Below are 14,543 nucleotides of genomic sequence, written 5' to 3' on the forward strand. Positions count from 1 at the left end.
CATCCTGCTAGAGGTCGAGCAGGTAGAAGCGGTTGCAGCCGTGATGGCCGGTCGCACCGAGCGCGTGCTCGATGCGGCGAAAGCCACTCGCAATGTAGAGCGACTGCGCGCGGTCCATGCCGGTCAGTGTCTCCAGGTAGCACTGGCGGAAGCCGAAGCCGCGTGCCGCATCGAGGCAGCGCGCCATCAGCGTACGGCCGGCACCGCGGCCGCGCAATGCGGGCAGGAAGTACATCTTGCGCAGTTCGCAGACGCCCTCCTCGCCGGCCGCCTGGAGCGGCGCGACGCCGCCGCCGCCGAGCACGGCGCCGCCCGACTCGACGACGAAGTAAGCGTGGCGTGGGCCCGCATAATGAGCGCTCATCGCGCCGACTTCGGCGTCGTGGATCGCAAAACCGGGTCCGTCGGCGCCGAACTCGGGCATCACCGTGCGGATGATCGCGGCGATCGCCGCGTCGTCGCGTGCCTCGATCGGTCGGATCGTGACGTTGCCTGCTCTGTCCATCAGTCCACCGTGCGGCGAAAGTCGAGGTCGTAGCGCGCGCCGCCGGTCAGCGCGTGCAGGCGCAGGTTGGTGATGCGGATCGGCGCGCCGGGCGCGACGTCGGCGACGTTCGACTCGGCCATCTCGGCCGGATCGATGATCGTGACGCCGCCACCGCCGAGCACTTCGAGCACGTTGTCGGGGCCGACCACGCCTGCGGTCGCGGGGTCGAGGCCGAGGCCGAGCGCGAACGGATTGAGCGCGAGGGCCGCGAGCAGGCGGCCGAGGCGATCGCTCGCGTGACCACCCTGGTCGATGACGACGCGGTTGGTGAGGCCGAGACCCGGAGCGAAATTCGCGCCGCCGCCGCGCGGCGTCGCGCCCTCGGCGCCGTGCGTGAGCATGTGCTCGCACAGGATCGCCGCGCCACCGGCGCAGCCGGCGACCGCCATGCCTTCGGCATTGCGCCGGCGGATCGCGCGGGCGAGCGCGGTGCCACCGACGAGCGTGGACAGGCGCAACGGCTGGTCCGACATGAGCATGACGAGCTGCGCGTGATCGACCGCGTCGAGCAGGGTGCGCGGCTCGGCATCGGCGCGCGTGCGCAGCAGCGCTCGCCGCACGACCCCGGCACCCGCCGCGTACATGCTGCTTTCGAGGTCCGACTCCGCATCGGCGTCCTCCGTCGCGACGAGCATGACCACGCGCGGCTGCGCGCCGAGCAGTGCGAACAGGCGCGCGAGCAGGCGCGTGCCACGCTCGTCCGCGTCGAGTTCGCCGCAGGCGATGATCAGGCCACGGTGGCGATCGGGCGCAAACTTGGCCGGCATCGGTGTCTCGCAGTGGAAGTCCGCCACCGAGTATAGCGAGGATGGCGACGCTGCCTGCGTGATCGCGCCTTCACGCGCCGGGATGTCCGCCCATGGCTTCGTTCGCTGCGGCGAAAGAAGCATGGCGCGGCCAACCCGCACAGCGTGTCGAGGAGCGGAATGGTCCGCACGGTGAGCAAGGCTCACCCTCATCAAAGCGCGCGACTCCTGGCACGGCGTTTGACGACGTCGCCAATCCCGCCGCGCGATTGACGACGCGCCGCGACCGGAGGACATTCGCCTCCCCGGCGCGGGCGCGCCGGGCACAAGACGCTACGAACGGGGAGACAGCCATGCTCGCAACCTGGTTGATGAAACGTTCCCTCGCGGTTCCGCTGCTCGTGCTGTGCGCCGCGACCGCGGTCGCCGCCGACAAGGGCAAGACCGCGGACACGATCCACACCGACAAGGCCAAGGCCGAAGGCAAGGCGCCTTCCGACGCCGATCTCATCGCGAGCGCGATGAAGGCCGCACCCGCGAATGTCGCGAAGGACGCGACCGTGGTCGGCATGGATGCGAGCGGCATGCGCACGCTGCGCAAGGGCAGCAATGGCTTCACCTGCATGCCCGACAATCCCGCGACGCCGGGCCCGGACCCGATGTGCATGGACGCGAACGCGATGGCGTGGATCCATGCCTACCTCGAACACAAGGATCCGCCAAGCGGCAAGGTCGGCTTCATGTACATGCTCGCGGGCGGCACCGACGCGAGCAACACCGATCCGTACGCGGCCAAGCCCGAGGGCGACAACCACTGGATCAAGACCGGCCCGCACGTGATGGTCGTCGGCGCGGACGCGAGCTTCTACGACGCGTATCCGAAATCGGCCGATCCCGACACGTCACAGCCGTACATCATGTGGGCCGGCACCAAGTACCAGCACCTGATGGCGCCGGTGCACTGACCCGGCACCGCGGAGCGGCGACTCGCGGTCACGCGTGGTCGCACCCATGTGCGTTTCGCGCCGCTGTGTCCCGCCCTACTCGATGTCCCGTAGGCTGGGACGTAGCGGCATGAATCCTGGATGGCTGCGAGGCAGCCGGCCGCGAGTCCCATCGGGCGCCACGGCGCACACGCGCGAATCGCGGTCTCGGCGTGACTCGCGGTCGCGCGTGGTCGCACCGATGTGTGTGTTTCGCGCCGCTGCGTCCCGCACTTACGCGTTCATCGCGCGGGCGACGCGGCTCGAGGTCGTACGTCCGAGTTGCTCGCTGAGCCACAGCCCTGTCGCGACGAGCGCGGGCAGGTCGATGCCGGTGGCGATGCCCATGCCCTCGAGCATATAGACGACGTCCTCGCTCGCGACATTGCCGGTCGCGCCCTTCGCGTACGGACATCCTCCGGTGCCGGACACGGAACTGTCGACGACCGCGACGCCTTCCTCGAGGCAGGCGAGGATGTTCGCGAGTGCCTGGCCGCGCGTGTCGTGGAAATGCACCGCGAGCGCGCCGATCGGCACCTCGCCCGCGACGGCCCGCAGCATTTCACGCGCCTTCAGCGGCGTGCCGATGCCGATCGTGTCGCCGAGCGAGACTTCGTAGCAGCCCAGATCGTGCAGGCGCCTGGCGACACGAACGACGTCGGCGACCGCCACGTCGCCCTGGTACGGGCAGCCGAGCACGGTGGAGACGTAACCACGCACGCGCACGCCGTCGGCAGCCGCGCGTTCGAGCACGGGCATGAAGCGTTCGATCGATTCGTCGATCGATGCGTTGATGTTCTTGCGGTTGAACGCCTCGCTGGCCGCGGTGAAGATCGCGACTTCGCGAGCACCGACTTCGCGTGCGCGCTCGTAGCCCTGCAGGTTCGGCACGAGCACGGGGTAGGCGACGCCGTCGCGCCGCGTGATCCCGGTGAACACCTCGGCCGCGTCGGCGAGCTGCGGTACCCACTTCGGGCTCACGAAGCTCGTGGCCTCGATCGTGCGCAGCCCGGTCGCCGACAGGCGATCGATGAGCTCGATCTTGGTCGCGGCCGGGACGATCGCCTTCTCGTTCTGCAGGCCGTCGCGCGCGCCGACCTCGACGATGCGGACCGCGCCGGGCGTGCTCATCGGCGCGGCTCCTGCGCGGCGCCGTGCTGCAGTCGTCGTTCGACGTCCTCGAGGCCCTCGCGGCTGCGCGTGAACACGAGCGACGGCCTGGATTCGAACAGGTCGTGCCTGCGCACGAGGTCGAGCATCTGCTGGCGCCCGCCGCGTACGTACACGTGCAGCTCGTTGCGGCTCTTCTGCACGGTGCCGTCGAGCGCGCCTTCGATGACGAGCCTGGCCGCCTTGGCGTCGTCGACCTTGCGTATTTCGAGCCGATTGCCGCGCACGCGGTACTTGGCGAAGAAGAACGACTTCTGCGGCGGCGGATCGATGTCGTACGGCGCCTTGAGGTCGACCAGCCCGCGCAGCGCGGTGTCCGAGACGACGACGTAGTCGTCGCCGCGCGCATGCACGAAGTTGATCGGCACGCGGGTGCGCTTGAGTGGGCCGCCGGCTTCGGGTTGTTCGATCAGCGTGAATGCACAGGCTTCGTCGACCGCGAAGCCGGTCAGGTGACGCTCGCCATCCACCCGGCGAAGGCCGTCGTCGGCCTCGAACCAGAGTCCCCTCCAGGCGGTGTCGCAGGTTTCGATGTTGTCGCCGAGCGGCGACTCGAAGCGCGTTTCGACGCAGGCGCCGAGCAGGGCGCAGGCGAGCACGGGAAACAGCAGGCGGATCATCGGGCGCATCGATCGGTACTCCAGGTGTCAGACGGCACGCATCGGTGCGCACGCGCCTGGCTCAGGCGACGACGCTGTGCAGGCCGAGCCAGGTTTCGTCCGAGGTATAGGCTTCGCAGCGGCGATCAAGCGCGGTGTATTCGTCGGCGAACGACGCCCTCGCGCGCTCGTAGTCGCCTTCGCTCCGCCAGCGGTCGATCGTGAGCCACGTCGATGGTTCCCCATGCAGGCGCAGCAGCTCGGTGCCCGCGTAGCCGTCGGCGCGCTCGAACAGGCGCACCCAGTCGCCATGCGGCCCGTAGGCGCGTTCGAAGGCTTGGGCCATTTCCGGATGCACGCGGAAACGCCAGATCGTCGCGATCATCGTGCTCACCCGGCCTTGGCGAGGCGCACGAGCACCGCGTCGGCTTCGACGAAATCACCGGCCGCCGCCTGCACGGCTTCGACGCGGCCCGCGCGTGGCGCCTTCAGGCTGAGCTCCATCTTCATCGCTTCCATCACGAGCAGTTCGGCGCCCTCGGCGACCTCGTCGCCCGGCTGTGCCTTGACCACGACGATGCGGCCGGGCATCGGCGCGACGACGCGATCGCCGCTCGCGGCACTCGCCGTCGCATAGGCGAACGCGGGTGCGTGCGTGAAGCTGCGGCGCCGATGGCCGTCGTGCAGGGTCAGGCGCTCGTCGTCGAGCACGATGCGCCAGCGCCGGGTCACGCCGTCGATGGCGGCTGACAGCATGCCCTCGTGCAGCGACGCGCGTTCGACTTCGACGTGCGTGTCGCCGGCATCCAGCCGGTAGCGTCCGTTCGCGCCGTGCGCACCGACTACGACGCGCGTGCCACGGTCGAGCAGGGCGACGATGCGCCTGCCCGGATGGCCGAGGCGCCAGCCGTCGGCGTGCGCCCACGGCGAGTACGGATCGCCGGAGGCCCGTGCGAGTTGCGGCACCGCCGCTTCCTCGTGCAGCAGCCACGCGGTCGTGGCGGCGAACAGCTCGAGCGGATCCTCGCCGGGCTCCGCGCGCGGCGCGAGGAACTCGTCGAGATGGCGGTCGAGGTAACCGGTGTCGATGCGGCCTTCGACGATCGCCGGGTGGCGCACGAGCCGTTCGAGGAACTCCACGTTCGACTTCGGCCCGACCACGGCGCAGGCGGCGAGCGCTTCGCGCATGCGCACGAGCGCGGCATCGCGCGTGATGTCCCACGTGATGAGCTTGGCGATCATCGGGTCGTAGAAGATCGTGACGGCGTCGCCCTCGATCACGCCCGAATCGATGCGCACGTGCGCGGAAGGCGCCGGCAGGTGCAGCTTCTCGAGCGTGCCCGAACCGGGCAGGAAGCCCTGTTCCGGGTCTTCCGCGTACAGGCGCAGTTCTATCGCGTGACCGTTGGCGGGCACCGATTTGTTGCGGACCAGCGAGCCCGGCAGTTCCTCGCCGGCGGCGACGCGCAACTGCAGCTCGACGAGGTCGAGGCCGAGCACCATCTCGGTCACCGGATGTTCGACCTGCAGGCGCGTGTTGATTTCCATGAAGTAGAAATCGCCCGCAGGGCCGACGATGAACTCGACCGTGCCCGCGTTGACGTAGTCGAGCGCGCGGGCTGCCGCGACCGCGGCGTCGCCCATCTTCTCGCGCAACGACGTCGTCATGAAGGGCGAGGGCGTTTCCTCGAGCACCTTCTGGTAGCGGCGCTGGGCCGAGCATTCGCGTTCATTGAGATGGACGATATTGCCGTGGCGATCGCCGAACACCTGGAATTCGATGTGGCGCGGCTGTTCGATGTAGCGCTCGAGCAGCACGCGGTCGCGGCCGAAGGCGTTCTTCGCCTCGCGCTGGCAGCTCTCGAGGTTGGCGGCGAATTCGTCGGCCGAGCGCACGATGCGCATGCCCTTGCCGCCACCGCCGTGTGCGGCCTTGATCATCAACGGAAAGCCGATGCGCGAGGCTTCGCGGGCGAGCAGGGCAGGGTCCTGGTCCTCGCCGGTGTAGCCGGGCACGACCGGCACGCCGCGCGCGGCCATGAGTTCCTTCGCGCCGGCCTTCGAGCCCATGCGCCGCATCGAATCGGCCGCGGGGCCGATGAAGACGAGCCCTGCGCGTTCGACCGCGTCGGCGAAGTCGGCATTCTCGGAGAGGAAACCGTAGCCCGGGTGGATCGCCTCGGCGCCGCTCGCACGTGCGACCTCGATGATCGCGTCGCCGCGCAGGTACGAGTCGGCCGGGCGCGGCCCGCCGATCGGCCAGGCGACGTCGGCGAGACGCGCGTGCTGCGCATCCGCGTCGGCTTCGGAATGCACCGCGACGGTCTCGATGCCGAGGCGGCGGCAGGTGCGGATCACGCGGCAGGCGATTTCGCCGCGGTTGGCGATCAGGATGCGCTTGAACATGGGCGGCTTCAGGCTTGCGGAGCGTGGCAGACGGCTTCGATGTTGTGGCCGTCGGGATCGAACACGAAGGCGCCGTAATAGTGCGCATGATAGTGCGGGCGCAGGCCCGGTGCGCCGTTGTCCCGTCCACCCGCGGCGAGTGCGGCGCGATGGAACGCGTCGACCGCCGCGCGCGAAGGCGCGGCGAACGCCACGTGGGTCGGACCACTGCGCGTTTCGCCGGTGCCGATCCAGAAGTTGGGGCGCCCCGGCGGTCCGAAGCCGGTGCCCTCGTAACCGCCACTCTGTTCCTTCGTCACGTCCATGACCGGCGCGTAACCGAGCGGCGCCAGCGCCTGCAGGTAGAACGCGCGGCTGCGCGCGAAATCGGCGACCGAAAATCCGACGTGGTCGATCATCGCATCCTCCTGTTGCGCGGGGCGGTTACGGTAGCATGCGCGCTCGATCGGTGGTCGCGGCGGATGCGAGGACGATGATGCAGCAGGGCGCGGGCGCTTGGCTCGAACGCGGTCGCGCGCAGGTGCTGCGCGGCGACGTCGATGGCGCGATGGCGACGTTCGCGGCCGCGCTCGCCGAGCATCCGGACTCGGCCGACCTCGCCGTCGCGCTCGCCGGTCTCGAATGGCAGGGCGGTCGCGCCGAGGACGCCGAAGCGCGGTTGCAGGCGCTGTTCGACCGCGAACCTGCGCCGCTCGCGGCTGCGTTCCTGCTCGCGCGCCTGCAACGCGAGAGCGCGCGCATGGGCGCGGTCGAGCGCACGCTGCGCGCGGTGGACTGGCGCATGGCGCGCGTCGGCGAGTCGATCCAGGCGATCGAACTGCTCGACGACTGCGGCCGCAAGCGCGCCGCGTTCGACGTTGCCGAGGCAGCGATCGCCGCGCACGCGGACGATCCGCGCCTGCACGCGTACGCGGGCATGCTGGCGATGCAGCTCGGCGGGTTCGAGCGCGCGCGCGAGCGCTATGCGTTCGCGCTGGCGCACGATCCGCGCGCGCTCGAATGGCAGTCCGCTTACGGCTACGCGGTATCGAAGCGCTACACGGACGCCGCCGACGCCGATTTCGAGCTCATGCAAGGCTTCCTCGATCGCCCGCAGCTCGCCAATGCCGCACGCGCGTCGGTGCTGTTCGGCCTCGGCAAGATGCACGACGACGTCGGACGCGCGGCGCAGGGGATCACGTGCCTGCGCGAGGCCAACCGGCTCGTCGCGGCGCAACTGCCGTGGTCGGCGAAGGACTGGCGCCGCCTTGTCGCGGCGCGCCTCGATGCGAAGCCAGCGGCTGTGTCGCATCCGGCCGCCGACGACTTCGCGCCGGTGTTCGTGCTCGGCCTGCCGCGCTCGGGCACGACGCTCGTCGCCGACCGCCTTGCGCGCCACCCGGCCGTCTGCAATCGCGGTGAGCTGTCGCTGGTCGCGCGCCTCGCGGCCGATGTCGCGCGTGCCGCGAACCCGGAGGCTGCGCGTGAGGTTGCGGCACGCACGTACCGCATGCAGGTGCGGCAGGACGACGTCGCGGCGCGCTGGTTCGTCGACAAGCAGCCGCTCAATTTCCTGTACGTGGACTTCATCCTCGCGATGTTTCCGAACGCGCGCATCGTGCATTGCCGGCGCCATGCGCGCGACACAGCGCTGTCGATCTGGATGCAGCATTTTGCGGGCGCAGAGTACGCGTTCGCCTACGATTTCGAACGCATCGCCACGGTTGCGCAGGGCGAACGGCGGCTGCGCGCCGCCGCGTTGCAGCGCCACCCGGCTCACGTGTGCGAGGTGCGCTACGAGGACTTCGTCGCCGACCCGCTCGCGGTGACGAACGAACTCGCCGCCTGGATCGGCCTGCCGCCGCACGATTTTTCCCTGGCGCCGGCGACGGAACGCGTGATCAGCACCGCGAGCGCGTGGCAGGCGCGCCAGCCCGTGCATGCGCGTTCGATCGGACGCTGGCGCGAGTATGCGGACCATCTGCCCGAGCTGCTCGGTTTCGACGAGTAGGCGCACCTCGAGGTCATCGCGTAGGCCGGACGACCGAAGTGTCGCTCGCCGGTGGGCCAGCCGGCCGCGCACGCGCGTCCGGCCTACGGCCTGCTGCCAGGACGACGGGTATGGCTTCGACCAATGCGTAGGCCGGGACCGAAGGTCGGCCGGCGATCGTTCGCGCATCGTGACGTGCCGGCCGCGCAAGCGCGTCCGGCCTACGGCAGGCCCTTGCGTTCGATGATGTGCACCGTTTCGTCGGTGTAGTGGACTCGACCGATGCGATGGACGGTCGTATCCACGATGCCGTTGAGTTCGATCGGCGCGTCCACGCCCCATTGCACGTTCGGGAACTCCCGCGGAAACGGCGTGCCGTGCGGATTGCTCGAATGCACGTAGACCGCGTTGCTGCCGGTGTCCTCGCAGACGCTCGCAAAAATCTGAATGGGCGCGTTGCGTGCCGAGAAGCGTTGCTCGGCATGCTGCAAGAGCGCGTAAGTCAGTCGGGCGATCTCGGCCAGCCCCTCGGCGTGCCGATTGCCCCGGCTTCGCCAGTCGATAAGCGTATGCCACAGGTCGAACCAGGTGTTCAGATCGAGGCGATCGACCGACCGCACCGCGGACGCGTAAGCCTTGGCCCAGCGAGCGAGGAGTCGAGTGCGCTGGCGCCGATCCATGGGGCTGGCGTCGCGATTCACCGCACCCAATCCGGCGCCCGCTTGTCGAGGAACGCCGTCAATCCATGCTGGCCTTCCGCCGACACGCGCAGCCGCGCCATGAGGGCGGCGTTTTCCTCGTCGATGTGTTCGGCCGATTCGCGCGTCATGCCGCCGATGCGCAGCGCGAGGCGCTTCGCTTCGTCCTGCGCGAGCGGGCCGCCCTTGCCGAGGAAGTGCACGCAGCGGTCGACCGCTTCGTCGAGCTGGTCGTTGGCGACCGTCTCGTGCAGCAGGCCGATGCGCGCGGCCGTCGCGGCATCGAACACTTCGCCGCTGACGAACAGGCGTCGCGCCTGGCGTGCGCCGATCGCCGCGATCACGTAGGGCGAAATCACCGCAGGCACGAGGCCGAGCTTGACCTCGCTCAGCGAGAACTTCGCGCCCTCGACGCCGATCGCGACGTCGCAGCAGGCGACGAGGCCGACACCACCGCCGTAGGCCGAGCCGTTCACGCGCGCGATGGTCGGCTTGGACAGGAAATTGAGCGTGCGCATGAGCGTGGCGAGGCGTAGCGAATCGGCGCGGTTGTCCGCTTCGCTCGCCCCGGCCATGCCGCGCATCCAGTTGAGGTCGGCGCCGGCGGAGAACGATGCGCCGACACCGGTGAGCACCACGACGCGCACGGCCGGGTCCTTTTCCATGCCGAGCAAGGCGGCGGTGAGATCGGCGATGAGCGCGTCGTCGAACGCGTTGTGCACCTGGGCGCGGTTGAGCGCGATCGTCGCGACGTGCCCGACGACGGTGACGAGTACGGCTTCGCTCATGGGTGACTCCATCCGGGGGAGCGCGATCATAGCGAGCGCTTCCGGACGGCGCCCGCGGAGCGCCTTGGTGCGTCGGCTATCCCCCGCACGGCGATACCGAGTATAATGGGAACCATTCTCATCTTGCGTGCAGTGTCGGCGTGCGGTTATCGGACATGAAGAAGGGTGCTACCGGTGTCGTCACCGCGGTCGAGGATGCCCACTCGGCCGACCCGATCGCGCGGCGCCTGCGTGAACTCGGGTTCGTGCAGGGCGAGCCCGTGCGCGTGGTCGCGCGCGGTCCGATCGGCGGTGACCCTCTTCTCGTGCAGATCGGCTACACGCGCTTCGCGCTGCGCAAGAGCGAAGCCGCGCGCGTGAGCGTCATGCCGGAGGCGGTTGCGTGAACGCCGTCGCGTCCTCGCTGCGCATCGCCCTGGTCGGCAATCCGAACTGCGGCAAGACGGCCTTGTTCAACCGTCTCACCGGTGCGCACCAGAAGGTCGCGAATTACGCAGGCGTCACGGTGGAGCGCAAGGAAGGCCGCTTCGTCGCGCCGTCCGGCCGCGTGCTGCAACTGCTCGATCTCCCCGGTGCGTACAGCCTCGATGCGGCAAGCCCCGACGAGGCGATCACGCGCGACATCTGCGAAGGCCGCCATCCCGAAGAGCCTGCGCCCGACCTCATCGTCTGCGTCGCCGACGCGACCAACCTGCGCCTGCACCTGCGTTTCGTGCTCGAGCTCAAGCGTCTGGGCCGACCGATGGTGCTCGCGCTCAACATGATCGATGCGGCGAACAGGCGCGGCATCCGCGTCGATGTCGCGGCACTCGAAGCGTCCCTCGGCATGCCCGTGGTCGAAACGGTCGCGGTGAAGCAGGGTGGGGCGGCTGCACTCGTCGCGCGCCTCGATGCGATGCCGGCCTCGGCGGTTCTCGTGGGAGCGCCGCCCGAAGGAGCCCAGACGGACGACCTGCATGCACAGGTGCGCGCGCTGCTCGCCGCGACGGTGACGATGCCGCGCGCGACCTCGGCGACCGACGATGCGATCGACGCGGTCGTGCTGCACCCGGTCGCGGGTCTCGCGATCCTCGCCGGGGTGATGTTCCTGATCTTCCAGGCGGTGTTTTCCTGGGCCGCGCCGCTGCAGGACGCGGTGTCGGCCGCGGTCGCCGCGAGCGGTGCCTGGGTCGGCGATCTGCTCGCGTCGATGCCGTTGCTGCAGAGCCTCGTCACCGACGGCATCTTCGCCGGCCTCGGTACGGTGCTCGAATTCCTGCCGCAGATCCTCGTGCTGTTCTTCTTCATCCTCGTGCTCGAGGAATCGGGCTACCTGCCGCGCGCGGCGTTCCTGCTCGACAAACTGATGTTCAAGGCCGGGCTCACCGGCCGCTCGTTCATCCCGCTGCTGTCGAGCTTCGCCTGCGCGATCCCCGGCATCATGGCCACGCGCAGCATCGCCGACCCGCGTGACCGCCTGACGACGATCCTCGTCGCGCCACTGATGACCTGCTCGGCGCGCCTGCCGGTGTACACGTTGCTCATCGCCGCATTCATCCCGCGCCATGCCGTGCTCGGCGTGTTCAACCTGCAGGGCGTCGTGCTGTTCACGCTGTACTTCGCCGGCATCGCGAGCGCGCTTGCCGTCGCGTGGGTGATCAAGCGCCTGCGCAGCGACAAGAGCGACCACGCGCTGATCATGGAGCTGCCGGCATACCGCATGCCCAATCCGCGCGACGTGATCTGGGGCCTGTGGGAGCGCGCGAAGATCTTCCTGCGCCGCGTCGGCGGCATCCTGCTCGCGCTGACCGTGCTGCTGTGGTTCCTGTCGAGTTTCCCCGCGCCGCCCGAAGGCGCGACGCAGCCGCCGATCGACTACAGCTTCGCCGGCCACATCGGCCGGTGGATGACGGTCGTGTTCGCGCCGATCGGCTTCAACTGGCAGATCTGCGTGGCGCTGATCCCGGGCCTGGCCGCACGCGAGGTCGCGGTGTCGTCGCTGGCGACCGTGTACGCGCTTTCGGCGACCGGCGACGGTGCCGATGCCGCGCTCGGCAGTGCGATCGCGGCGCAGTGGTCACTCGCGACCGCGCTGTCGCTGCTCGCCTGGTACGTGTTCGCGCCGCAGTGCATGTCGACGCTCGCGGTGATCCGGCGCGAAACGAATTCGTGGCGCAACGTGTGGATCGCCGCGGGTTACCTGTTCGGGCTCGCGTACCTCGCCTCGTTCGTTACCTACCAGGTCGCGAGGGCATTGGCATGAGCCCGATGCTGCTGCAGGCGATCGTGATCGCACTCGTCGTCACGTGGAGCGCAGGGTTCGCATTGCATCGCCTGCTGCCGGTGACGACGCGCCGCCTGCAGGCGCGCCTGCTCGCGCCGCTCGAGCGGCCGGGCATGCCGGCGTGGCTGCGCGCGCTCGGCGCGCGGCTGCAGCCGAAGGCGACCACGGGCGCGAGTTGCGGCGACGGGTGTTCGAGCTGCGGCGGGTGCTCCGCCGCGCAGGCGCGCACGGACGACAAGCCGATGCCGCTCGTGTTCCGGCCGCGCCCGAAAGCGCACTGAACCGCGCCTGACGCCGCCGCGCCACGGTTGCCGGCCATATGGCGGCGTTTGCGGCAAAATCCGCGCCACGTGGGCCTCGCCCACAACCCCAAGCCACGCCGCTCGCTGCCGTCGCCCCGCGCGCCCGCAGTGGCGCGGTGCACTCGACGGAGAACGGACATGCACGCCACTACCCGATGGATCGCCGCGGCGCTCGTCGCCGGCATCGCCACCGCCACTGCCGCGCACGCCGATTCGCGCGCGCTCGATCCCGCGAGTCTTTGGCTCGGCGGTTACTACACCAATGCGGATCTCTCGATCCGCGCCAGTACCGACGCGGGCGACGTCGACACCGGCCGCGTCGATCTCGCCTCCGGCCACGAGACGCTCGCCCGCGCGCGCCTCGACCTCGTGTTCTGGGAATCGCAGGGCCTCACGTTCGACTACTACGCGCTCGGTCGCACGAGCAGCCATGTGCTCGACCAGCCGTTCTCGTACGACGGCACCGCGTACGACCTGCATTCCACGCTGTCGGGCAAGTTCGACCTCGCCGCGGGCAGCGCCGCCTGGCGTTGGTGGTTCGGTAGCGAAGACGACGTGTTCGGCCTCGGCCTCGGAGCGGCGTACTACGAGGCGAAGCTGCGCGTCACCGGCACGGCGACGCTGAATGACGAGTCCGCCGAGGTGACCAAGCGCTGGAACGAGGACGCGGTCGCGCCGCTCGTGACGCTCGGTTACAAGCACGCGTTCTCGGAGAACCGGCGCGTCTACCTCGATGCGTCCGGCGTGCGCAAGAATGGCGGCGCGCTGTCCGGGCACATCTACGACGCGCGCGTCGGCGTCGAGTGGTTCCCGTGGCAGGCGGTCGGCATCGGCGCCGAGTACGGCGTCTCGCGCATTCACCTCAAGCGCAACGGCGACGCGTACGACGCCGCGATGGATATCGACCTCGACGGCCCGTCGCTGTTCGCGCGCTTCCGGTTCTGATCAGTCCCAGCAGGCGACCGGTCGCGTGCCTGAGTGGCACGCGGCCGGTGATCCGGCGCGCGGACGACAATCGGCCTAGAATGCGTGGATGGACGTATTCACCCTGCATCGCGGCACCGCGCCGCTGTTCGTCAGCCTGCCGCACGACGGGAGTTTCATTCCCGCCGACCTGTCGCAGCGCCTGATGCCCTCGGCGCGTCGCGCACCTGACACCGACTGGCACGTTTCACGGCTTTACGCGTTCGCGCTCGAGATGGGCGCGTCGATGATCGTGCCCATGCACTCGCGCTACGTCGTCGACCTCAACCGTCCGTCGGACGACGCGTCGCTGTACCCGGGGCAGAACACCACGGGCCTTTGCCCGATCGTGCAGTTCAGCGGCGAGCCCGTATACCAGGCCGGCGAGGAGCCGCATCGCAGCGAGATCGCACGCCGCGTCGAGACCTACTGGCAGCCTTACCATGACGCGCTCGCCGCGGAGATCGCGCGCCTGCGCGACGTGCACGGACGCGTGGTGCTGTGGGAAGGCCATTCGATCCGCAGCGTCGTGCCGTTCCTGTTCGAGGGCCGCCTGCCGGATTTCAATCTGGGCACCTCGGCCGGGGCGAGCTGCGCGCCGGCGTTGCAGGCGCGCCTCGCGTCGATCCTCGACGCACAGTCGCGCTACTCGCATGTGGTCAACGGCCGCTTCAAGGGCGGCTACATCACGCGCCACTACGGCCGGCCGGAAGAGGGCGTCGATGCGATCCAGCTCGAACTCGCGCAGCTGAACTACATGGACGAGGTCACGTTCGAGTACCTGCCCGAACGCGCGGCGCCGACGCAGGCCATGATCCGCGAGTTGTTGCAGGCGTGCCTCGAAGCGGCGTGATCGCCACCGCGTGACGCGCCCCGGGGAAACCTCGTAGGGCGGGTCGAGCGCGTAGCGCGAGTCCCGCCGCAACCCCGCGACGCGCGCGATCATCGCGGCGCTTCGGCGGCACGCCCGTTGCGCGTACCGCCCTACACGAGCATGCAGGTCATCGGGAGCCTCGAAAAACCTCGTAGGGCGGGTCGAGCGCGTAGCGCGAGTCCCGCCGCAATCTTGCGACACGTGCGACCATCGCGGCCTTCTACGGCACGCGCGT

The 14,543-nt window shown here is 69.6% G+C and carries 16 protein-coding genes; 7 read left to right on the top strand and 9 right to left on the bottom strand.

The annotated features are described in order from the left end of the window. Positions 1-7: 7 nt before the first annotated feature. Both ACTHK2_RS02705 and ACTHK2_RS02710 read right to left on the bottom strand, forming a co-directional pair. Entirely contained in the window at positions 8-505 is a 498-nt protein-coding gene (locus tag ACTHK2_RS02705) for a GNAT family N-acetyltransferase (RefSeq protein ID WP_440244149.1), read from the bottom strand. Next, positions 505-1,314, bottom strand: coding sequence for a cyanophycinase (locus ACTHK2_RS02710; RefSeq protein WP_440244150.1), 810 nt, complete (start codon positions 1,312-1,314; stop codon positions 505-507). The genes ACTHK2_RS02705 and ACTHK2_RS02710 overlap by 1 nt, the downstream gene beginning before the upstream one ends. A gap of 350 nt (positions 1,315-1,664) precedes the next feature. Here ACTHK2_RS02710 and ACTHK2_RS02715 point away from each other — a divergent pair, with 350 nt between their 5' ends. Beyond that, the gene (locus ACTHK2_RS02715) at positions 1,665-2,258 is read left to right on the top strand and encodes a hypothetical protein (RefSeq protein ID WP_440244151.1); all 594 of its coding nucleotides are present in this window, start codon (positions 1,665-1,667) and stop codon (positions 2,256-2,258) included. Positions 2,259-2,510: 252 nt separating this feature from the next. Here ACTHK2_RS02715 and ACTHK2_RS02720 read toward each other — a convergent pair whose 3' ends face one another. Genes ACTHK2_RS02720 through ACTHK2_RS02740 form a run of 5 tightly spaced genes read right to left on the bottom strand, consistent with a single transcriptional unit; the run spans position 2,511 to position 6,849 of the window. Next, the gene (locus ACTHK2_RS02720; RefSeq protein ID WP_440244152.1) at positions 2,511-3,407 is read right to left on the bottom strand and encodes a hydroxymethylglutaryl-CoA lyase; all 897 of its coding nucleotides are present in this window, start codon (positions 3,405-3,407) and stop codon (positions 2,511-2,513) included. Then, positions 3,404-4,075, bottom strand: a complete 672-nt coding sequence (locus ACTHK2_RS02725) for a hypothetical protein (protein WP_440244153.1) — start codon at positions 4,073-4,075, stop codon at positions 3,404-3,406. Before ACTHK2_RS02725 ends, ACTHK2_RS02720 begins: the two co-directional genes overlap by 4 nt. Positions 4,076-4,127: 52 nt before the next feature. Then, complete coding sequence (locus ACTHK2_RS02730; protein ID WP_440244168.1) at positions 4,128-4,430, bottom strand: antibiotic biosynthesis monooxygenase family protein; 303 nt, start codon at positions 4,428-4,430, stop codon at positions 4,128-4,130. 5 nt (positions 4,431-4,435) lie between these two features. Continuing rightward, positions 4,436-6,451 carry an acetyl/propionyl/methylcrotonyl-CoA carboxylase subunit alpha gene (locus ACTHK2_RS02735; RefSeq protein ID WP_440244154.1) on the bottom strand — a complete coding sequence of 672 codons (2,016 nt, stop codon included), beginning with the start codon at positions 6,449-6,451 and terminating at the stop codon, positions 4,436-4,438. Positions 6,452-6,459: 8 nt separating this feature from the next. Then, on the bottom strand, positions 6,460-6,849 hold the full coding sequence (locus ACTHK2_RS02740; RefSeq protein WP_440244155.1) for a VOC family protein: 390 nt from the start codon (positions 6,847-6,849) through the stop codon (positions 6,460-6,462). A gap of 35 nt (positions 6,850-6,884) precedes the next feature. Between ACTHK2_RS02740 and ACTHK2_RS02745 the strand changes: the two genes are divergently transcribed. Beyond that, positions 6,885-8,441: a sulfotransferase gene (locus ACTHK2_RS02745; RefSeq protein ID WP_440244156.1), complete on the top strand. Its 1,557-nt coding sequence runs from the start codon at positions 6,885-6,887 to the stop codon at positions 8,439-8,441. A gap of 200 nt (positions 8,442-8,641) precedes the next feature. On the opposite strand, the gene ACTHK2_RS02750 is transcribed toward ACTHK2_RS02745, so the two are convergent. Together ACTHK2_RS02750 and ACTHK2_RS02755 are read right to left on the bottom strand one after the other, a co-directional pair. Further along, the gene (locus tag ACTHK2_RS02750; protein ID WP_440244157.1) at positions 8,642-9,121 is read right to left on the bottom strand and encodes a hypothetical protein; all 480 of its coding nucleotides are present in this window, start codon (positions 9,119-9,121) and stop codon (positions 8,642-8,644) included. Then, complete coding sequence (locus tag ACTHK2_RS02755) at positions 9,118-9,906, bottom strand: enoyl-CoA hydratase-related protein (RefSeq protein WP_440244158.1); 789 nt, start codon at positions 9,904-9,906, stop codon at positions 9,118-9,120. The genes ACTHK2_RS02750 and ACTHK2_RS02755 overlap by 4 nt, the downstream gene beginning before the upstream one ends. A gap of 140 nt (positions 9,907-10,046) precedes the next feature. Here ACTHK2_RS02755 and ACTHK2_RS02760 point away from each other — a divergent pair, with 140 nt between their 5' ends. The 5 genes from ACTHK2_RS02760 to hutG all read left to right on the top strand — a co-directional run bounded on the left by ACTHK2_RS02760 (position 10,047) and on the right by hutG (position 14,287). Then, a complete protein-coding gene (locus tag ACTHK2_RS02760; protein WP_440244159.1) occupies positions 10,047-10,292 on the top strand; it encodes a FeoA family protein in 246 nt (81 codons plus the stop codon). Further along, positions 10,289-12,148, top strand: coding sequence for a ferrous iron transporter B (gene feoB, locus ACTHK2_RS02765; protein ID WP_440244160.1), 1,860 nt, complete (start codon positions 10,289-10,291; stop codon positions 12,146-12,148). The genes ACTHK2_RS02760 and feoB overlap by 4 nt, the downstream gene beginning before the upstream one ends. After that, the gene (locus tag ACTHK2_RS02770) at positions 12,145-12,450 is read left to right on the top strand and encodes a DUF6587 family protein (RefSeq protein ID WP_440244161.1); all 306 of its coding nucleotides are present in this window, start codon (positions 12,145-12,147) and stop codon (positions 12,448-12,450) included. Before feoB ends, ACTHK2_RS02770 begins: the two co-directional genes overlap by 4 nt. A gap of 159 nt (positions 12,451-12,609) precedes the next feature. Next, complete coding sequence (locus ACTHK2_RS02775) at positions 12,610-13,416, top strand: hypothetical protein (protein ID WP_440244162.1); 807 nt, start codon at positions 12,610-12,612, stop codon at positions 13,414-13,416. Between the two features lie 88 nt (positions 13,417-13,504). After that, complete coding sequence (gene hutG / locus ACTHK2_RS02780) at positions 13,505-14,287, top strand: N-formylglutamate deformylase (RefSeq protein WP_440244163.1); 783 nt, start codon at positions 13,505-13,507, stop codon at positions 14,285-14,287. Positions 14,288-14,543: the final 256 nt, after the last annotated feature.

It is taken from the genome of Dokdonella sp. (assembly GCF_051958935.1).
Taxonomy (GTDB): Bacteria; Pseudomonadota; Gammaproteobacteria; order Xanthomonadales; family Rhodanobacteraceae; genus Dokdonella_A.